The sequence below is a fragment of the Vibrio variabilis genome (assembly GCF_003263785.1).
GTDB classification, from domain to species: domain Bacteria; phylum Pseudomonadota; class Gammaproteobacteria; order Enterobacterales; family Vibrionaceae; genus Vibrio; species Vibrio variabilis.
On the sequence record NZ_JYJK01000094.1, the window covers coordinates 1 to 21489 of the forward strand.

At 48.9% G+C, this 21489-nt stretch carries 7 protein-coding genes and 6 pseudogenes; 6 read left to right on the plus strand and 7 right to left on the minus strand.

Annotation, left to right across the window (positions count from 1 at the left end; all coding sequences use genetic code 11):
• The 3 genes and pseudogenes from TZ48_RS17435 to sfsA form a co-directional block, all read right to left on the minus strand.
• Positions 1–331, minus strand: a pseudogene (locus TZ48_RS17435) (glutamate--tRNA ligase family protein); the annotation flags it as partial.
• Positions 332–427: 96 nt separating this feature from the next.
• On the minus strand, positions 428–874 hold the full coding sequence (gene dksA / locus TZ48_RS17440; RefSeq protein ID WP_112480094.1) for an RNA polymerase-binding protein DksA: 447 nt from the start codon (positions 872–874) through the stop codon (positions 428–430).
• Between the two features lie 125 nt (positions 875–999).
• Entirely contained in the window at positions 1000–1716 is a 717-nt protein-coding gene (gene sfsA, locus TZ48_RS17445; RefSeq protein WP_112480116.1) for a DNA/RNA nuclease SfsA, read from the minus strand.
• A 56-nt stretch (positions 1717–1772) separates the two neighbouring features.
• Between sfsA and hrpB the strand changes: the two are divergent.
• From hrpB to acnB, 4 genes and pseudogenes are all read left to right on the plus strand, one after another.
• Positions 1773–4233 (plus strand): annotated as a pseudogene (gene hrpB / locus TZ48_RS17450) (ATP-dependent helicase HrpB).
• Positions 4230–6619, plus strand: a pseudogene (gene mrcB / locus TZ48_RS25935) (penicillin-binding protein 1B). The pseudogenes hrpB and mrcB overlap by 4 nt, the downstream one beginning before the upstream one ends.
• Positions 6620–6695: 76 nt before the next feature.
• Positions 6696–9009 (plus strand): annotated as a pseudogene (locus TZ48_RS17460) (patatin-like phospholipase family protein).
• A gap of 302 nt (positions 9010–9311) precedes the next feature.
• On the plus strand, positions 9312–11909 hold the full coding sequence (gene acnB, locus TZ48_RS17465; RefSeq protein WP_112480095.1) for a bifunctional aconitate hydratase 2/2-methylisocitrate dehydratase: 2598 nt from the start codon (positions 9312–9314) through the stop codon (positions 11907–11909).
• Between the two features lie 97 nt (positions 11910–12006).
• On the opposite strand, the pseudogene TZ48_RS17470 reads toward acnB, so the two are convergent.
• The 4 genes and pseudogenes from TZ48_RS17470 to hemL all read right to left on the minus strand — a co-directional run bounded on the left by TZ48_RS17470 (position 12007) and on the right by hemL (position 19443).
• A pseudogene (locus TZ48_RS17470) lies at positions 12007–15392 on the minus strand (hybrid sensor histidine kinase/response regulator).
• A gap of 245 nt (positions 15393–15637) precedes the next feature.
• The gene (rsmC, locus tag TZ48_RS17475; protein ID WP_112480096.1) at positions 15638–16660 is read right to left on the minus strand and encodes a 16S rRNA (guanine(1207)-N(2))-methyltransferase RsmC; all 1023 of its coding nucleotides are present in this window, start codon (positions 16658–16660) and stop codon (positions 15638–15640) included.
• A gap of 66 nt (positions 16661–16726) precedes the next feature.
• A complete protein-coding gene (locus TZ48_RS17480; RefSeq protein WP_420822956.1) occupies positions 16727–17800 on the minus strand; it encodes an AI-2E family transporter in 1074 nt (357 codons plus the stop codon).
• A gap of 351 nt (positions 17801–18151) precedes the next feature.
• Positions 18152–19443, minus strand: a pseudogene (gene hemL, locus TZ48_RS17485) (glutamate-1-semialdehyde 2,1-aminomutase).
• A 317-nt stretch (positions 19444–19760) separates the two neighbouring features.
• Here hemL and erpA point away from each other — a divergent pair.
• Both erpA and TZ48_RS17495 read left to right on the plus strand, forming a co-directional pair.
• A complete protein-coding gene (erpA, locus tag TZ48_RS17490; RefSeq protein WP_042501206.1) occupies positions 19761–20102 on the plus strand; it encodes an iron-sulfur cluster insertion protein ErpA in 342 nt (113 codons plus the stop codon).
• Positions 20103–20370: 268 nt separating this feature from the next.
• Positions 20371–21480 (plus strand): efflux RND transporter periplasmic adaptor subunit, encoded by a 1110-nt coding sequence (locus TZ48_RS17495; RefSeq protein ID WP_112480098.1) that lies wholly within the window; start codon positions 20371–20373, stop codon positions 21478–21480.
• Positions 21481–21489 lie beyond the last annotated feature (9 nt).

Here is a 21489-nt window from a genome sequence, read left to right on the forward strand (position 1 = left end):
TAGAAACCGCCTGCGGCCTTAATTTGCTTACGGGTGCACTCGCACAGATAGGCTTGCTTTTCAGCTAGCCAGCGGTCAATTTGCGCTTGATAGGCTTCTATTCGCTGGCTTTGGAATAAGACCTCACCATCCCAATGAAGCTCATAGGCCTTTAGGGTTTGCAGAATCAGCTCTGCGGCGCCTTCAACTTCTCGCGGGGATCGATATCTTCGATGCGAACCAGCCAAAGTCCATTCTGCGACTTAGCTTGAAAGTAACTGCCTAGTGCAGCCACGAGAGAACCAAAATGAAGGGGGCCTGATGGAGAGGGGGCGAATCGACCAATATACATAGTTCTTAATATAGACAGTGCTTAAATATAGACAGTACTTAATTGTGCTTGAGGAGTGGATCAAAAAAGGGAGCGTGTGCTCCCTTTTTTCGCTTGTTAGCCTTGCATCTGTCTTTCTTTGATTTCTGCAAGTGTCTTACAGTCAATACACAAATCAGCTGTAGGACGTGCCTCTAAGCGGCGGATACCGATCTCGATACCACAAGACTCACAGAAGCCAAAATCGTCTTCTTCAATCTTGTTTAGCGTTTTTTCGATCTTCTTGATCAAACGACGCTCGCGGTCACGGTTACGTAGCTCTAGGCTGAACTCTTCTTCTTGAGAAGCTCTATCAACCGGATCAGGAAAGTTAGCCGCTTCGTCTTGCATGTGGTGCACAGTACGATCAACTTCTTCCCTAAGTTGGTTGCGCCAAGCGCTTAAGATTTTAGTAAAGTGATCCAATTGAGGCTGTGACATGTAATCTTCACCAGCTTTTTCTTGGTATGGATCAACACCTGCAATGGCTAGGATGCCTAGCGCTTTTTTCTTTGATTCTGGCATGCAGCATCTCCTACTTACACCTAGTCAACTGTGCGAACAGTTAATTTTAAGGCGGGTATCTATAGCAAAAACAAATGCCGGTGGCAAACGATGTTTGTTAATCTTCTTCTCAATGTGAAGTGGCATCACTTTTGACTGAAATCCAGCGCCGATACGAGCCTAATTTCATTGTCAGAAAACGCTGCCTTGTAACAAATCACTTCCACTCCAGCTTGCCTTGCTTGCTCAAGTAATTGTGAATATTTCGCATCTATATGGTGTGCCACTGACACTTTTTCAATCCCTGAATGCAAAACTGCGAAAAATAATACGGCTCTATGTCCGGTTTGAACCATTTCTGTGAGCTCTCGCAGATGCTTCTGACCACGAGTGGTCTTGGCATCTGGAAAATACCCTTGTCCCGTATTGCCTTCATCCAGCAGTGTGACACTTTTTACTTCGATGTAGCAATCTGCGCGATCACTATCTTGCAATAAAATATCCACTCTGCTGTTTTCTTGACCGTATTTCACTTCTGTCTTTAGAGTTTGGTAACCCATCAGCTCTTTTACAACGCTATTTTCAATCGCTTCAACGACTAAAGTGTTGGCTCTGGCCGTATTGACGCAAATCGAGTGTCCCGCTTTGGTGTGGGTCAGCTCCCAACTGTTTGGGTATTTGCGCTTTGGGTTGTCGGAGGTGGAGTACCAAACGGTAGAACCCGGCTCAGCGCAGCCCGTCATGGCACCCGTATTGGCGCAGTGAATGGTGATCTCCTCGCTATCATTAAGCGTGATGTCAGCGAGGAAGCGTTTGTAACGCTGGATGAGTTTCCCTGATTTGAGTGGCGGATCGAAGTGCATTTTGAGGCCGTTTTTTATTAGAATGATGAACGTCATTACAACATAAGGTCATGCCCTTGTCACAGTTGCCTATCGAACTCGTGTTGCCACAGCTCACTCAAGCTATTGCTGCATCGAACCAAGTTATCCTTAAAGCGGCCACTGGCGCTGGTAAATCGACCCACTTCCCTTTGAGATTGCTGCAATCTGGCACTGTTAGCGGCAAGATCATTATGCTGGAGCCTCGGCGCATCGCGGCACGTAATATTGCAGTCTACATCGCTTCGCAACTCGGTGAAGCCGTGGGGAAGCAGGTGGGCTATCGCGTGCGTGGCGAGAGTAAAGTCAGTGCAGAGACAAAGCTAGAGATCGTGACTGAAGGTGTATTAACCCGCATGCTGCAAGACGATCCTGAGCTGACTGACATTGGGATGATCATCTTCGATGAGTTCCATGAGCGCAGCTTGCATGCAGATACTGCGCTCGCTTTTGCTTTGGAGAGTCAAGAAGCGCTGCGTGATGATCTTTGTATTGTCGTGATGTCGGCAACGTTAGATGCCAATGATCTCAAGCGCGTACTCCCTTATGCGCAATACATCGAATCTGAGGGGCGCTCGTTTCCCGTTGATATCGATTATCAACCGATGTCGCAAAACGATCGATTGCCCGAGTTTATGGCGAAACAGATTGAGCGCTTGCTACTTCGTGAGTCGGGATCGTTACTCGCATTTTTACCCGGTGTGGGCGCGATCAAGCGAGTGCAAGATCTACTTGAGCAAGCGCAAATCGAGGCCAGCGTTTGTCCATTGTACGGCCAGCTCGATTTTGCTGCGCAGCAAGCGGCGATAGAGCCGTCAAAACTCGGTGAGCGTAAAGTCGTACTGGCAACCAACATCGCGGAAACCTCACTGACGATTGAAGGTATTCGCTTGGTGGTCGATTCTGGCTAGAAAATCAAGCATGGTTTGATTTAAAAACTGGCATATCCCGTCTTGAACAGGGGCGTATCGCTCAATCTTCAGCGATTCAGCGTGCTGGCCGAGCAGGACGAATAGAGTCAGGGCTGTGCGTTCGCTTTATAGCGAGACTCAATTTCAATCACAGCCAGAGCAGAGTACCCCGGAAATTTTGCGCAGTGATTTGGCCTCATTGCAACAAGAATTGATCCGCTGGGGCTGCACCAATGCCGATGACCTTGCTTGGATTGATGCGCCAAAACACACTCATCTTCAGCAGGCACGCGACTTGCTGACTAAGCTCAAGCTCATTGATAGTGCAGGAAAAGCCACGCCACTTGGTCAGAGGGCTTATCAGCTTGGCGTTGAGCCTCGCTTAGCGAGCATGTTATTGCAAGCAGAAGCGCTTGGTGAGCAAGCACTTGGCTGTGCTATTGCATTGTCTGCCTTGATTGAGGAGCCAGAGCGTAATGAAGTCGATGTGCGCCAATCGCTGCATCGTTGGCAGCAAGGCACTATCGCGCGCCGATCGCTTCTCATGCAGCGAGCCAAAGCCATCGCCTCTCGCTTTAAGCATCACTTCTCGCTTGGAGGTGTTGAGGAATCTTTACTTGGCGTTGTCGCAGCGTTGGCATTCCCCGATAGAATAGCGCTGGCGCGAAATCAATCAGGGCACTATTTGCTCGCAAACGGTCACGGTGCTTCGTTAGATAATCAGCATCGTCTTTCTGATGAGAGACTGCTGGTGGCACTGGATTTAATGCGCGCAGGACAGGGCAGTAGTGCGATTTACAAGGCATTGCCAATAGATATCGATGAGTTGGAAAGCACTCTGCCGGGACTGATTGAGACGGTGAACGTTGTTGATTGGGATGACGACAAGGGTCGACTCGTTGCCAGTGAGCAGCGCCGTATTGGCGCTGTGGTGATGACCAGTCGTGAGACCCCTGTGCCAGATGACGCAGACATTGCCAGTGCCTTGCTTGGGTATGTTCGTCGCAAAGGGCTTAGCGCCTTAAATTGGACTGACAGTGCCGAGGCGCTTATCCAGCGAGTGCAATGCGCAGCCCTATGGTTGCCAGAAGATAACTGGCCAACCATGAGTCAAGAAGCATTACTCAATGATCTTGAGCAGTGGCTACTGCCGTTTATGTCAGGCATTAGTAACGCTAAGCAGCTAAAGAAAGTGGACTTGATGGCCGCCTTACAGGCGATGCTGGGTTGGGACAAGCAAAGGCTGCTCGACGAGCTTGTACCCACTCACCTTACCGTGGCGTCAGGCAATCGCAAACGGATTCGTTATCAGGCAGGAGAAGCGCCGACGCTATCAGTTAAGCTGCAAGAGATGTTTGGAGAAAAAGCGTCGCCAACCATTGCTCGCGGTACTCAGGCGATTGTGCTTGAGCTGCTTTCACCTGCGCAAAGGCCACTGCAAATCACCCGCGATCTCGCGGCGTTTTGGCAGGGAGCCTATAAAGAAGTACAAAAAGAGATGAAAGGGCGTTACCCCAAACATCCTTGGCCCGATGATCCGATGAATCATCAGGCGACCAGTAAAACCAAAAGACAACTAAATTCATGATAGTAAGAAATAAACAAGCGGCGGCGGGCAAGAAGCCAGCGCCAAAGAAAACGCCTGCCAAAACGGCGACCAAACGCAAAACAACGCCACGTCGTCCAAAGCGCAAATCGACGCGCGGTAAGAAAGGCAAAGTGGGCTTAGGCAAACGTCTATTTTCCATTGGTTGGAAGCTGGCGCTGGTTGGCGCGGTTGCGATGGGGGCGGTTCTTTACTATCTGAACCAAGTGGTAAAAGAGCGCTTTGAAGGGGAGTTATTTGAGCTGCCGACAGTGGTTTATGCACGGGTACTCAACCTCTCTGTGGGGGATGCCATTACGCCGGCTCAGCTTCGCAATGAGCTCGATGTACTTAGCTATCGCAAGGTGTCTGAGCCAAGGCATCCTGGTGAGTATTCCTCCTCATCAACGAAAATAGAACTGATTCGTCGTCCGTTTGAATTCGCGGATGGCCCTGAGCCTGATCGCCATGTGATGCTTTATTTCAATGACGGCACACTGTCTCGTATTCAATCGTTAGAGCAAAAGGGCGATCTGGGTTTCTACGAATTGAGCCAAAAATGCTGGGCATGCTTGAGAAACAGGCCGATGAACAGCGTCTGTTCTTAAGGCGTGATCAGTTTCCAGAGATCATGATCGATGCACTGATTGCTACGGAAGACAGAGACTTCTATCAGCATGACGGCATTTCGCCAACGGCGATCGCCCGTGCCTTTTTGCCAACATTCGCGCCGGACGTACGGTGCAGGGGGCAGTACGCTGACCCAGCAGCTAGCGAAAAACCTATTTTTAACCAGTGAACGAACCTTATGGCGTAAGGTGCGTGAAGTACTGATTGCGCTGATTTTGGATTATCGCTACAGCAAAGATCAGATCCTAGAAGCGTATCTGAACGAAGTGTACTTGGGACAAAGCCGCGGTGAGGCGATCCACGGCTTTGGTCTGGCGGCGCGTTTGTACTTTGGGCAGCCGCTGCAAGATTTACGAATTGATCAACTCGCGCTGTTGGTCGGCATGGTCAAAGGACCGTCTTACTACAACCCAATCCGTCACCCAGAGCGTGCCAAACAGCGTCGTGATTTGGTACTCAAGCTGATGATGGATCAACAGATGCTCACAGGGCGTGAATTTGAAATGGCCGCATCGCGCGATTTAGATCTGCAAAAAAATCCGCAGATCGCCAGTCGTCAGCCGGCTTATTTCCAGCAGCTTAAGCGAGAGCTTAGCCGTAAGGTCGGCGATAAGATCAAGGCTTCAAAAGGTGTCAGGATCTATACCTCGCTCGATCCGGTGTCGCAAGACAAGTTAGAAAAAGCGATCGCCAAACGTGTCCTCAGCTTGAAAAAACCTCGGGCAAAGGACTAGAGGCAGCAGCGGTTGCAGTAGATAGAACGACAGGTGAGATCCGCGCAATGGTGGGCGGTAAGCGCACCGGCTACAGCGGGTTCAACCGAGCGCTGAATGCCAGTCGCCCGATTGGCTCATTGGTGAAACCCGCTGTTTACTTGACGGCTTTAGAGCAGCCAGAGAAGTACGACTTAGCGACGACATTGCAAGACACCCCGCTAACCTTAAAGGGCAGCAAGGGTAATGTGTGGCAGCCGCGCAACTACGATCGTCAGTTCCGTGGCGATGTACCTTTGTATCAAGCTCTGGCGAAATCACTCAACGTACCGACAGTGCGCCTTGGCATGTCGTTGGGCATCAAAAATGTGTCAGATACTTTAGTGCGCCTTGGTGTCGATGCTGACGAAATCCGTCCGGTACCATCGATGTTCCTAGGGGCAATCTCATTAACGCCTTATCAGGTGGCACAGATGTTCCAAACGCTATCAAACTCGGGTCGTCAAGCTGAGCTATCAGCGCTGCGCTCAGTGGTGACCGTTGATGGTGATGTGATTTATCGTTCGCTACCGAAAGCGAGTCAGAAAGTGCCCCAGCAAGCGGCTTGGCTGACCACCTTTGCGATGAAAAAAGGCGTAGCAGAGGGCACGGGGCGTTACTTGAATAGTCAATTTGCTTGGGCGGCACTGGCAGGTAAAACCGGTACCAGTAACGATACCCGCGATAGCTGGTTTGTCGGTGTGGATGGGCGTGAGGTCACCACCATTTGGGTCGGGCGAGATGACAACAAATCGACCAAACTGACGGGTTCAAGCGGTGCATTGCGCGTTTACTCTGATTACTTGGCTGCGCGTATCCCAGAGCCGCTCATTTTGCCGTGGCCTAAGAATATCAGCATGATTGGTTTTCAGTCGCAGCAAGGCGGTGCGCTTCAGCTTGATTGCGGTAATCAGTTCGAGCTACCGGTATGGGACGAAGGCGGTGAGCTAAAAGCATCGTGTGACAACCAACCCAAACAGTGGATAAAAAATCTATTTGATTGGTAAATTGGATTAGTGTTAATTATATGGAGAGTGGTTAATATACTGATATATTAACCATAATTATTAAGCGCTTTTAGGGATGAATGTGAAACGCCTGACTCATTGGCTCTTAGCCGTTGCCACCTTCTCTTACAGTGGAGTGTTGGCTGCACAGAACACGACACCGGAGGCAGAACATGCCAATGAGCGCCCAACCATTGGGGTGGTGCTTGCCGGCGGCGGTGCAAAAGGCGCCGCACACATTGGTGTTCTAAAAGCGCTCGAAGAGATGCAAATACCGGTGGACATTATTACCGGTACTAGCATGGGTGCGTATGTCGGTGGCTTTATGCCACGGGCATGAGCGCCGAAGAGATTGAAAGCTTCATCTATACGGTTGATTGGAATAACGGTTACCGCGATCGCGTTAACCGCAGTCAGCGTCGTATCCGCGATAAAGAAGCGGAAGACCGCTATCAAATCCGTACCGATATTGGTCTGCATTTTGGTTCCATCGAAGCACCGAAAGGGGTGGTTCAGGGGCAAAATATGCTGCGTATCTTACGCAAAACGACGGGCAACCTTCCACAGTTTGAATCCTTTGACGAGCTCGCTATTCCATATCGCTCAGTTGCAACTGATATCCTGAAACTTGAACCAGTGGTCATGGAAGGTGGCTACCTAGTTGATGCGATGATGGCCAGTATGTCTGTACCGGGTGCCCTTCCTCCTTATGAAGTTGATGGCTATCTGTTGGTCGATGGCGGCGTGACCAACAACATGCCCGTTGAACTCGCTAAACAGATGGGTGCGGACATCATCATTGCGATAGATATCAGTAGTGACTACAAAACCCGTGAGGACTTCAATAGTTTCTTTAGTGTCGGTGAGCAGCTGTCGAACTACTTGGTAAGGCGAAGCACTGAGGAGCAGATGCAAGCGCTGGAGGAAGATGACATCTATCTGCATCCGGGTGTTGGACAAATTGCAACGACAGACTTCTCCTCTATGCCCAAAGCCTATGAACTTGGTTATCAAGTAGCGTATCAAAATGAGCAGAAGTTGCGTGCCTTATCGGTCAATGGTGCGCAATATCAGCACTATATTGATGACAAGCAAGCGGCGAGACGTGAGCTGGTGTACGGCGACGAGAATGTGGTCGATAAGATCGTTATCAATAACCAGAGTCACTACAGTGATGAGTTGATCACGACACGTCTTGGGTTAGCGGCAGGTGAAGCGCTCGAGACGGATGAGATAGAGAAGCGTATCGAGGAACTGTATGCCCTCGATCGTTTTGAGTTGATTACCTATCAATACGAAGAGGTTGATGGTGAGACCAATCTATTGGTGAATGTGAAAGAAAAGTCGTGGGGTCCAAACTACATGGACTTTCGCTTCTACCTTGAGGAAGATTTTAACGCCAATAGCTTCTATTCCATTGGTGTGAGTACCAATTTTACGGATCTCAACGACCGTGGTGCAGAACTTCGTGTCAATGCTGACTTTGGTACCGACAAGCGCGTCGAAGCTGAGCTATATTCGCCGTTTATGCTCAATCAGGATTTCTTTTGGTTAGCGGGTGTGAAATACAGCAGCGACAAACGCAATGTACTTTGTGAGATTAACGCTACAGCAGATGATTGTGTAGATCCTGCTCTTAAAGGCAAGGCGGACTTTATTCCTGTTACGTACCGTGAGTGGGAAGGTGAGCTCGCTGCAGGCTATCAACCAACATTATGGCAAGAGTTTAAGTTTGGTGCCCGATACACGACGGGTGAATCGCTGGTATCTCCGTTGCCATCGGCAGGGAAGTTCGACTTCGACCGCAAAGGTTTGTTTGTCAACTACCGCCTCGACACCCTTGATCACTTTGTCTTGCCAACCAAAGGGTGGTATGTGAATTTAGAGTATCTGCATTCGCAAGATAGTGGTGATCAAAATATCAATACTGACGCTTCAAGCTTTTCGGATTACGCTCAAGAAATCACTGTTGAAACCAAGTATGCGCGTACAATTGGGCGTAATACCTTTGTGGGTTCGGTGGATGTTGGCATGATTTCGACTGAGAACGATTCTCTCCCAGTTAGCCCAAGAGAGCTAGGGGCTTCTTGAACTTGTCGGGTATCCCTCGCAACAGCTTGATAGGTCAGAATAAAGCCTATGGAAGCTTAGTCTACCGCTACCGCTGGTTTGATAATGACTTTGGTATGTTCCAGTCCCCAGTCTATTTGGGGGCCTCCGCTGAATATGGTGGTGTTTGGACGGATGAGAACTTCTCGGACGCACCGTTATTTTTAGCAGGCTCGGTGTTTGCGGGTATCGACTCACCCGTTGGACCGATTATGCTTTCATATGGGCAAGTGGAAACGGGGCTGCGCTCGTTCTACTTGATCATTGGTTCAGCATACTAGCCCAGTTATCACTCAAGGTAATACCGAACATAAATGCAAAAAATGAAGGGCCAATTTGACGCTAACGCGTTGCGACTTTAGTCGGAAATCGTTGATTTTTACTCAAACTTGCAATGTTGGTCAAAATGGGAAGATTTTAATTTAACGTTAAATTTGGTATCCTTCGCCCCACAGTTTGGCCTCTCTGGCGCTGTTGATTCAATTAGTTGAAGACGACCAATGGCAAGGGAGAGCCAAGTTTCCAAGGATGTCCACTCCGAATTCTAATTATAAGGAGGGACCGCAATGAGAGGAAAAAAGTCGTGCTTGAAGCCTACCGTAAACACGTCGAAGAGCGTGCTGCCGAAGGAGTTGTTCCTAGACCCTTAGACGCTGAACAAGTTGCAGGACTTGTTGAATTACTAAAGAACCCACCTCAAGGTGAAGAAGAGTTTATCCTCGACCTCCTAGAGAATCGTATCCCACCAGGTGTAGATGAAGCTGCTTACGTTAAAGCCGGCTTTCTGACGGCCATTACCAAAGGTGAAGTGGAATCACCTCTAGTGAGCCGTGAAAAAGCAGCTGAACTGCTGGGTACGATGCAAGGCGGTTACAATATTGAATCTCTCGTGTCATTGCTTGATGATGCAGAGCTTGCCCCTATCGCGGTTAAAGCCCTTTCACACACGCTACTGATGTTCGATGCCTTCTACGATGTCGAAGAGAAAGCAAAGGCGGGCAATGCTTATGCGAAGCAGGTGCTAACGTCTTGGGCTGAAGCAGAATGGTTCCTATCGAAACCTGAACTTCAAGAGAAGATCACGCTGACCGTATTTAAGGTCACAGGTGAGACAAACACCGATGACCTATCTCCAGCACCAGATGCATGGTCGCGTCCAGATATCCCTGTACACGCATTGGCGATGCTTAAAAACGCTCGCGATGGTATTGAACCGGATCAACCAGGCTCAATTGGTCCAATCAAACAGATCGAAGCGCTTAAAGAGAAAGGTCACCAGCTCGTTTATGTTGGTGACGTTGTGGGTACCGGCTCATCTCGTAAATCGGCAACCAACTCTGTGCTTTGGTTTATGGGCGATGATATCCCGAACGTACCAAACAAACGCGCGGGCGGTTACGTACTTGGCGGTAAAATTGCCCCTATCTTCTTCAACACCATGGAAGATGCAGGCGCGCTACCTATCGAAGTTGACGTGACTAAACTGAACATGGGTGATGTGATTGATGTTTACCCATACGAAGGCAAAGTCTGCGACCACGCAACAGGTGAAACGCTGGCTGAGTTTAGCCTAAAAACAGACGTACTGATTGATGAAGTCCGTGCTGGTGGTCGTATTCCACTTATCATTGGCCGCGGTCTAACAGACAAAGCACGTCAATCACTAGGTCTTGCACCTTCTGAAGTGTTCCGTCTTCCTGTCGCTGCTGAAGATACCGGTAAAGGCTATACACTTGCTCAGAAGATGGTGGGTAAAGCATGTGGCGTTGAAGGCATTCGTCCGGGCACATACTGTGAGCCTAAGATGACAACGGTTGGCTCTCAAGATACAACTGGTCCTATGACGCGTGATGAGCTAAAAGATCTTGCGTGTCTTGGCTTCTCAGCTGACCTTGTGATGCAGTCATTCTGTCACACGTCTGCGTATCCAAAACCAGTTGATGTGAATACGCACCACACGTTGCCGGACTTTATTATGAACCGTGCAGGTGTGTCGCTTCGTCCAGGTGATGGTGTTATCCACTCATGGCTAAACCGCATGCTACTGCCAGACACAGTAGGTACTGGTGGCGATTCACATACTCGTTTCCCACTAGGTATTTCTTTCCCAGCAGGTTCGGGTCTGGTTGCGTTTGCTGCGGCAACGGGCGTAATGCCATTAGATATGCCTGAATCAATCTTGGTGCGCTTTAAAGGTGAGATGCAGCCGGGTATCACGCTACGTGACCTTGTTCATGCCATCCCTTACTACGCGATTCAGCAAGGTCTACTGACGGTTGAAAAAGCCGGTAAGATTAACGAGTTCTCAGGTCGCATCCTAGAGATTGAAGGTGTTGAGCACCTAACAGTTGAGCAAGCGTTTGAGCTATCGGATGCATCCGCTGAACGTAGTGCAGCGGGTTGTACGGTTAAACTGTCTCAAGACTCTATTTCTGAGTATCTAAACTCGAACATCACTATGCTTAAGTGGATGATCTCTGAAGGCTATGGCGACCGCCGTACCATTGAGCGTCGTATCACAGGCATGGAAGAGTGGTTAGCAAACCCAGAGCTAATGACGGCTGACAGTGACGCTGAATACGCACACGTGATTGAAATCGACTTAGCTGACGTAACAGAGCCAATCCTATGTGCGCCAAACGACCCTGATGATGCTCGTCTGCTATCTGACGTTCAAGGTACTGAAATCAATGAGGTATTCATTGGTTCATGTATGACTAACATCGGCCACTTCCGTGCGGCTGGTAAGCTTCTAGACAAGTACAACGGTCAGCTTGATACCCGTCTATGGGTAGCACCACCAACGAAAATGGATCGCGACCAGCTTACAGAAGAAGGTTATTACGGTATCTTCGGTCGTGCGGGAGTTCGTATCGAAACTCCGGGATGTTCGCTATGTATGGGTAACCAAGCTCGCGTAGCGGATGAAGCGACGGTCATGTCGACATCAACCCGTAACTTCCCGAACCGTTTAGGTACAGGTGCGAATGTATACCTAGCGTCTGCAGAGCTTTCTGCTGTGGGTGCGATTCTTGGTAAGATCCCAACTAAGGAAGAATACCTAGAATACATGAAGCAGATTGACCCAACGGCTGCGGATACTTACCGTTACCTAAACTTCCATCGCATGGCAGAGTACACGGAAAAAGCCGACACGGTGATTTTCCAAGAGCCAGCGTAATTTAGCTAGCAGTAAGCAATAGGCAGTGAAAAGCCACGGTGATGACCGTGGCTTTTTTATGGCTTGAGAACTGGCTTAGGCTCGGATTTGAGCCTAGCTAGCTGGTGAGAAGGCGCTGCAGCTTATCGCGCAAACTAATGATGTAGTCACGCTCTGGCCCTTGCTTGTGGCAATGCTCTAGGATGTACTCCACCGAGCTTAGGACGGTGCGCCATCGTGGCGTTTTCGGCAGCGTTTCAAGGCGCAGGTACTTATCTAATGTTCGGGTTTGAAGCGTGCTGCGGTCTAAGTAGACGCGCCACAAACCACTTTGCTCAGCGAAGGCAAACTTGCTTTGACCTGTGACACTTTCCCAATAGCTCAGTGAGGTGGTCATGGCTTCGACCAGGATCTCGCGCATGATTTCCGGACGCGACTTCTCTTCACCTTCCGCTTTATCGGCTAAGCGAGTGAACTCGCCACCGAGCTCTTTGAGTTCTTTAAGCTTGGCTTTATCACCTTCAATAGCATAGGTGGATAGAGCATCGATGGCGGTTTCGAGGTTCTTCACTCGGCTAGCATCGAGCGACATTCCTTGCTCAAAGATATAAATACTCTTCAGTCCAGAACCTTCAGGAAGCATTAGGATGTCGGCATTAATGTGCTGTCGAACATCATCGACGAAGGCATCAATTTCACCAAAGTAATGTTCCTGGTTTAGGTGAATGAATTTCGGCGCGATTAATTCTTCAATGCTGGCACGCTTGAGCTGCTCAACAGAGCGCTTAAATAGCGTCCGGCACTTTGGTTGGCAAACTGAACTTTAAGATCTTCTCTAATACACAAAATGGCTTCAGGAGCATTATCGAGTTGTTCAATCAAGCGCCCTTGGGTTTCGAGCAAGCTAGCTTCGACCATAGCTCGTTGCTTGAGCTCGTATTTCAGGTTTTGGTTTTCAGCGCGGCGCTCTTCGGCTTTACTCGCCTGTAAGTGAGCCGCGATACGTGCAGCGAGTTCTGGCTTACTGAACGGCTTCGCCAAGTAATCATTGGCACCTAGCTCAAAGCCACGTACTCGGTCTTCTGGCTGGTTAAGTGCGGTTAACATGATAATAGGCAGCGCTGCGTGGTCATAAGTTTCACGTACCGACTCACACACCTCAAAGCCGCTCATACCTGGCATCATAATGTCGAGCAGTAGCAGTTCTGGCTTTTCTTTCTCAATCTGATCCAGCGCTTCAATACCGTCTTTGGCCAGGCGCACTTGATAGCCTTCTAGTCGCAGGAAGCTTTCGAGAATACGCAGGTTCACGGGCTCATCGTCAGCAATGAGCAATACTGGGCCATCAGGGTTTTCAGGTAGCACTTCCTCCTCTTCCAGTGCGAGCTCTGCGGATTCCGAAATTTGAAAGTGGCTCACTGAACTGGCTTGTGATTGCGCCTCAATTTCTTGCTGGGTTGCCAGCGGCAGCGTAAAGCTGAACGTGGTGCCGACATGTGGTTGACTGCTTACGTAGAGCGAGCCTCCCATAAGTTCGATGAGCTGGCGGCTAATGGAAAGGCCTAGCCCTGCGCCTTGGCGGTAATGGCCGGAGTCGTGGCCAGCCTGCACTAAAGGCTCAAAAATGTGTTCTAGCTGCTGTGCTGGGATGCCTTGGCCGGTGTCGACCACCTGAACGCGAATATGGTCACTCATGGCAGTCGCAGAAAGGACAATTTTACCTTCGTTGGTGTACTTAATCGCGTTGCCAAGTAAGTTGTAAAGCACTTGCTCAAGGCGCTGCGGATCGGCCGAAATCAACGGCAGCGGTTCAAGGACTTGGTTGATGATGCGGATCTTTTTGTCGCCAAGTAAGTGGTTAGAGAGCTCAATCACCAGTTGAGTCGTGCTGGTTAGGCTCAGAGCTTGGCGTTCGATATCAAGGCTACCGTAGCGCATCTTGTGGTAATCGAGCAGATCGTCAACCAAGCTTGCAAGACGTTGGCCACTGTTGACGATGATATCCAGCTGGTACTTGTGATTGGCGCCAATGGGGCCATTTGCACCCGAAATCATCGCTTCGGCAATGCCAATCATGCCATGCAGTGGGGTACGCAGCTCATGGGATGTGGTAGCAAGAAATTCATCTTTGAGTTTGTCGGCCAGCTGTAACTCTTCGTTTTTGTTTTTTGATGATCGCAAGGCTCTGTTCTAGCTCTTGGTTTTGACTTTTGATGAGCTCAATCTTGTCCTTGATTGAGCGGCGCATTCGTTCAAAACTGAGCGCAAGGCGGCCAATTTCATCGGCGCGTTCCAAACTAATTATCGAAGGGTCAAGGTCGCCGCCAGAAGCACGCTCTGCAGCCCAAGTGAGTTTCAGTAGCGGTGATGTAATGAAGTTCGATAGGTAGTGTGACGCAATGACCACGACAACAATTGCGGTCAACATGGCAACCACAAATAAGGTCTCTAGTTGATTAACGCTGGCAAACGCAATGGCCTCAGGCGTTTCGACAACCAATGCCCAATGGGTTGTGTTGAGCGCGATAGGCGCGAAGGCGGCGAAGTACTTTTCACCCAATGCACTTTGGTAGCGACTGACATCGGTGATGCCTGATAAGGCGTCGGAGATCACCGTATTACTATTGGCGATAGTTTCTTCCGTTAAGCAAGAATTTTCGCAGAGTGGTCACTTCCTACCAAGAGAACGCGGATGTCTTGCGGTGTTCCATCGGTAATCAGTTTAGTGATGCCGCTAATTGGCAGTCGGAACATCGCGTAACTGTGCAAGTAACCCTGCTGGATGATTGGAGCGCCCACCCATGCATATTGCTTACCTTCATATTCGGCAAAGTCCGAGACGATGACGGGCGTGTATTCTTCGTTCTCTTTGCGTTTGAGCTTTACTTCCGATGCAAGGCGCGCGAACGTCTCGCCTAAGACACGAGTCGAGTAGCTTCCTGTTTCGAGATTCGTGCCGAAGTAATCGAACTTGTACACCGAGTAAGTCACGTTACCCGCCAAGTCAACTAAGATGATGTCATCGAAATCTGAGCGTTTTAGGTGTTCCATAAAAGCGCGGTGGTAACGCTTGTGCAGTAAGCGATAGCGCTCACTGCCGACGTAACTGCTGGAGTCGGGGAGTATGGTGGTTTTCACTTGGTCGCCGGAGCCAAGAATGTAACGCTCTTGAGCATGTTGGCGCGCTTGCTCAATATCGTCGCCGAGGCGTTGGAATGCATTGACTAGACCGTAGAAACGGCCGCCACTGGCAAAAGCAAGCTCGGAGCGAACAAAGCCCATGACTTCGGACTCTTGGGCATTAAAGTAATCGACGATTTGCTGCTTTTTAGTATCGCGTAGTGAGACGAGGTGAGAGGTACTTTGGTCGCGAAGATCTTGGCTATGTGCATTCAGAAAGAAAAGCGCAATGATAGTGAGTGGCGTAATACTGAGTACCAAAAACGCCATCATTAGGGTGTTTTGCAATCGTTTAAATTTCTGTTTGCGACGCAGCTTTAACATGGGGAAAAGTTTCTCTCACTCAATCAACTAGACACTCTTAACCTTGCCAATCTATAGACTTATTTTTTATTGGCAAGTAAGTGACAGGTAAAGCGTGTGGAGACACACAAAATTCCCCTTTGCTTGTTGGCTTTGTAAGAAATTACCGGGACTTAGATAGAGGAACGCGCCACTTGGTGCTAGCTGATTAGGCTGGAACTGAATGGCGCGATGAATTGGGACTTCGAGAGTCTGAGTTTAGAGAGTTATTTTGCGGCGTGATAAATGGCAAACTTACGGTTTTTAGCCACCGTTTCACAATGACCAAACTGCTGCTCAATAATCGGCGGATATTTGAGGAAACTGTTGGCGACAATCCAAAGCTGGCCTTGCTTGTTCAGATGCTTAGGGGCATCAGATAATAGAGTTTCTGTCGCGGAGTAACTGGTATCGAGCCCGGCATGAAAAGGCGGGTTGCTGACGATAAAATCAAAATCGTTATCGATATCGGAATACACATCAGAGGCAAAAACCTCACCTGATAATCCATTAGCAGCGAGGGTCTGCTTACTTGATTCAATCGCGAAAGCATTGATATCACATAGGTGAAGCTTACTCGTTGGGTTCTTCAGCCCCATATAAGCGCCAATGATGCCCGCGCCACAACCAAAGTCGAGCACTTTACCTGTTAGTGCTGGCAGGTTGTTGAGCAGTAATTGGGTGCCGTGGTCGAACTCACCGTGGCTAAATACTCCAGGTAGGCTCTTCACCGTGATAGCAAGGCCATTGAGCTCCACATGGTAAGTCTTGAACTGACTTTGTAAATCAAATGAGTCAGGCGCTTGTTGGCAAATGCCCCAATAAAATGAGCAGCGTCTAGCGGAGTCGTACTTGTTGATGGGGCCGTAAGCGGCAAACATTTTCTCAATGCTCTTTACACCCGAGCGGTTTTCACCCACCACCACGATTTCGGTTTCATCGCCAAGTGCTGCCAGAGACATATGCAGTAGCATTTGAGCTTCTGCCTTTGCCTTTGGCCAGTATAGTAAGACCATATCCGCATCAATATCAGCCGGTAGCGACGCGCCAAAGAGGGTGTCGATTTTCGATGACGATTGCAGTGAGCGATAGGTAATGTAGTTGCTGGTGAATACCGTTACTTTGTCGCAGTGGCGACTCAGTTCAATCGGGAAGCTATCTTCTATTTCGCCAATGACCAACACACGTTTTCCGGCAAAATACTCTAGTTGTCGTTGTGCAATTTGACTGGGTGCGATGTAGCTTGCCATAGCGATGTTTCTCTCGAAATAAAAAGGGAGGCGATTCTCTCACAAACCCCTCCCTGAAAAAAGACTCTAGCTTCTATCTTGGCCATCGAGGAATTCCTTGAACTCCTCTTCATACATATTGAACAAGACCATGGTAATCGCGAAAATCAGTGGGCCGTAAATTAAGCCGATAAGACCAAACAAATGAATACCACCAAGTAGCGAGAAGAAGATCATGAGTGTGTTCATCCCCGCACTGCCTTGCATTAACAGTGGGCGCAGTACGTTGTCAATTGAGCCAACGACGGCAATGCTCCAGATAGCTAAGAATAAGCCCCATCCTGTGTCACCGGTGATCAGCAGGTACGCGGTCGCGGGAATCCAAATCAGTGCAGTCCCCACCACTGGAATGAATGAGGCAAAGCCCATCATGGTGCCCCAGAATAGTCCTGGGAATCCTGCCATCCACATACCAAAGCCGCCAGCAGCACCTTGTGCGATTGCGGTTAAGAACGAGCCCATGACTGCAGACTTGGATACTTTTTCAATTTCACTGAGTAGGCGGTCTTCTTGGCTACGAGAAAACGGCAAAATATGACGGATTGCTGCGATGAGTTTGTCGTGATCGCGCAGTAGGAAGAACAACACAAACAACATCAAGAAGAAGTTCATCAAGAAGTTCGTGGCATCGCCAAGAATTTTTGCGCTCATGGCAACCAAGTTGGAGCCAAGAGAGGTGGCAAATTCCGCTGCTTTTTGAGCGATGTCTTGCGGATTAATGGCATCGAAAGGTAGGTACTCGTTGACGAAATCAAGACCAGTGACCACCCAAGGATGAGCGATAACTTCTTGAATGCCGCCGCCAGTCACCCATTGGTACATGTTCTGGGAGAAGACGGAACCTTGTTGAACAATCGCGCTAAAGACCAGCATGAGCGGCATGACAATAATAAAGGTCAGTACGATGCAAGAGAGCAAGGCGACAATGTTCTTGTGCTTAGGCAGCTTTCGCTCAATCCATTCATGGATAGGAAACATCAATAGTGACAAAATAAATGCCATGATAATGGAGTTGATGTACGGTTCCACTAGGAGATAGCAGGCAAACGCGGCAAAGAGTAGGGCGACAATCAATACCCAATGGCTGGCCGTCACGTTCATTTTGTTGTTCACGGAGTTTCCTTTTTACTGGAAGTGTAGATGCTAGATCGTCATGGTTCGACAAACGCTGACAGACATAAGCAGTGTTGGTCATATAATGGACGTAAATCTTTGAGTGATCAATTTAAAATCTTGTCAGTTTTGGTGTGCTAGGAGGGGGCGATGGGCTGTTGCAACGGTGATAAAAACTGTGAGAAAGACAAGAAAAAAACACAACCAATTCCCTGGTTTTCAATCACGATTGGGCTTTTGGTGTTGCTGGTGATATTCAACTGGCAGGCGTAAAAGATGGAACTAAAAAGGGCTGATATGCTCAGCCCTTTTCTTAACTTCTTAGACGTTAACTCTCGATTATGCTTCTTGAGCAAGGATCGCAAAGCAGCGGTCTGCCGCTTCAAGTGTCGCATCGATCTCTTTCGAGCCGTGCGCTAGTGACGTGAAGCTTGCTTCAAACGCTGATGGTGCCAGGTAAACACCGTGATCCAGCATTAGGTGGAAGAAGCGCTTGAATCGCTCAACGTCGCACTTCGCGACATCTTCGTAACACGTGATGCTTTCTTGCTCAGTAAAGAAGAAGCCGAACATGCCACCCACTTGGTTAACGACCAGTGGAATGCCGTGCTTGTCTGCGAGAGACTTGAAGCCATCGGCGAGCTGTTTGGTTTTTTGTGCAAGGCGCTTTTCGTTGCCTTCTTCAGAAAGAAGTGTCAGACACGCAAAGCCAGCCGCCATGGCAATTGGGTTACCAGACAAAGTACCTGCTTGATACACAGGACCGGTTGGTGCAATGTGCTGCATTACTTCTTTACGGCCACCGAACGCGCCAACTGGCATGCCGCCGCCAATGATTTTACCCAGCGTCGTTAGGTCTGGTTTGATGTTGTAGTAAGCCTGCGCGCCGCCTTGTGCAACACGGAAACCTGTCATCACTTCATCAAAGATAAGCAGTGCGCCTTCGTCATCACAGATCTGACGCAGGCCTTCGTGGAAGCCTTCAACCGGTGGAATACAGTTCATGTTGCCTGCAACAGGCTCAACGATGATACAAGCAATCTCACCTTTGTTTGCTTCGAATAGCGCTTTGACAGACTCAAGGTCGTTGAAGCGTGCTGTTAATGTGTACTTAGCAAAGTCAGCCGGTACGCCTGGTGAGCTTGGCTGACCAAGTGTTAGTGCGCCAGAGCCTGCTTTTACTAGTAGGCTGTCAGCGTGGCCGTGATAGCACCCTTCGAATTTGATGATCTTGTCACGACCCGTGTAGCCACGAGCGAGACGAATCGCACTCATGGTGGCTTCCGTACCTGAGCTCACCATGCGCAGCTGTTCCATAGAAGGCACCAGTTTGCGAACCAGCTCTGCCATGTTGATTTCCATTTCGGTTGGCGCACCGAAACTAAGGCCGCGCTGAGCTGCATCGATCACAGCATCACGAATCACTGCGTGGTTGTGACCAAGGATCATTGGACCCCATGAACCTACGTAGTCGATGTAGCTTTACCATCAGCATCAAACATCAATGGACCATCGGCACGTTCAACGAAAATAGGTGAGCCACCTACGCCATTAAAGGCACGAACCGGAGAGTTAACACCACCAGGGATGGTCTGTTGCGCTTTTTCATACAGCTCTGCTGATTTGGTCATGGAAAGTTCCTCTTTGCTTGTTCGGACCAAGTGTGCTGCATTGTACATCTACAAATCGAATCGAGAAGTGTTTTGAGCACATTTTCTCATATTGATACGAGTTTTAGGTACATCTCTATTAATTTGGGTTTGTCTAATACTTGAACGAAGCACTCAGGTATTAGATAATCACCGACAATAACTTTACAAAATACAATGATGCTCGGCTAAGTATTGAGCGCTGTTAATTCATCGCCGCTTGTTTTGAACACTAGGGTTTGCAATGGTCTTGGTTGATGCAAACAGGCGTGTGCGGCAGAGTAGCAAGAGAGGTTCCCGTGAGTGATGTAGCTATTCCATTAAATTTTTCTGAAGCAGCGGCGACGCGCGTTAATGCGTTGATCGCGGAAGAGGAAAACCCAGAGCTTAAGCTTCGTGTATACATCACCGGTGGTGGCTGTAGTGGTTTTCAGTACGGTTTTACCTTTGATGAGAGCGTTAACGACGGTGATACGACGATCGAAAAGTGTGGTGTGACATTGGTTGTCGATCCGATGAGTTTGCAATACCTAGTTGGCGGCACGGTGGACTACACCGAAGGTCTTGAAGGTTCGCGCTTCTTCGTTGATAACCCGAATGCAACAACCACATGTGGCTGTGGTGCATCGTTTAGCGTGTAGCTGTAATCAGACATAGAGATAGAAAGGCGAACATTGGGTTCGCCTTTTTTCGACCTAAAGCACCAGTGACGTTAAAAAAACTTCACAACCAAGCAAAAACAATGTTATTTACCAAAGCGGTTTTTGTTACACTCAAGTCGGTAGTCAGCGCGTAGTACCTGGCAGGAGATTGTCGTTTAGCGATTGATTATTAGTGGTTTTTAAACCGAATACTGCACCTCCTCGTAGAAGGGTGGCAGTCTCAAATTACTATAATAGGGAAATTATTATGCCAACTACGCAACGTGGCAACTTTCTATCAAAACGTCCTTGGTTAATATCATTGGTGTGCGTTATCGCGCTATCCACTTGGCTTGGTCTGGGCGTATTAAAAGCCGAAGAAGCGCCAAACCAGAAAGAAGAACAAACCATTCCACTCGCCCGAGTGGTTTATCAAGAATTCAGCGCAGAAAAGATCGATAAGAAGATCGATTTATATGGTCGTACCGCACCCGATCGCACAGCTCGATTGGGCGCTGAAATTGCCGGCAAGATCATCAAACTCAATGTCGAGAAAGGCGATGAAGTAAAGCAGGGCCAGGCGATTGCACAAATAGATAAAGGCGACCTTAATATTCAATTGGAGCGCGCTCAGGCGATGCTCAATGTTAGGCAGCAAGAGTTTAATGCATCCAAGTCTTTGAAAAGTCGAGGACTGCAAGGTGAGGTGGCTTACTCGACTGCGGCAGCTAATCTAACCGAAGCTAAAGCAATGGTGAGTGCAGCGAAGCTTGCATTGCGTAATACCACGGTGACGGCTCCGTTTACTGGAATTGTCGACCATTTGTCGATTGAACTGGGTGACTTTGTTGGAGTTGGTGATCCTGTCGCGACGCTGATTGATTTAGATACCTTAGTCATTGAAGCGGATGTCAGCGAACGTCATATTCAAAAACTCACGCCTAACCAAACCTCTACAATTCGTTTTGTTGGTGGTGAAGAAGTCACTGGTACGCTGCGTTACATCTCGCGTGTTTCATCCGTTTCTACCAATACCTTTCCGATTGAAATTGCTGTGCCGAATCCAAATCAGCGCATTCCTGCAGGTGTCAGTGCTGAAGTGGAATTGGCATTGGATGAGCAACTGGCGATCAAAATCACGCCAGCCATGTTAGCTCTGGATGAAATCGGCAATCTGGGTGTGAAGACGCTCAAAGACAATCGTGTGGACTTTGTACCTATTCAGTTGGTTAAGGCTGAGCAAGATGGTGTCTGGCTGACCGGACTTGGCACTAAAAGTGACATTATCGTCCTTGGACAAGGTTTCGTTCGTCATGGCGACCAAGTCGAGGCTATCAGCGTCGATGAGGCCAATCAAATCGCTGAACAGCAGCAGTAGGGAGGCCGC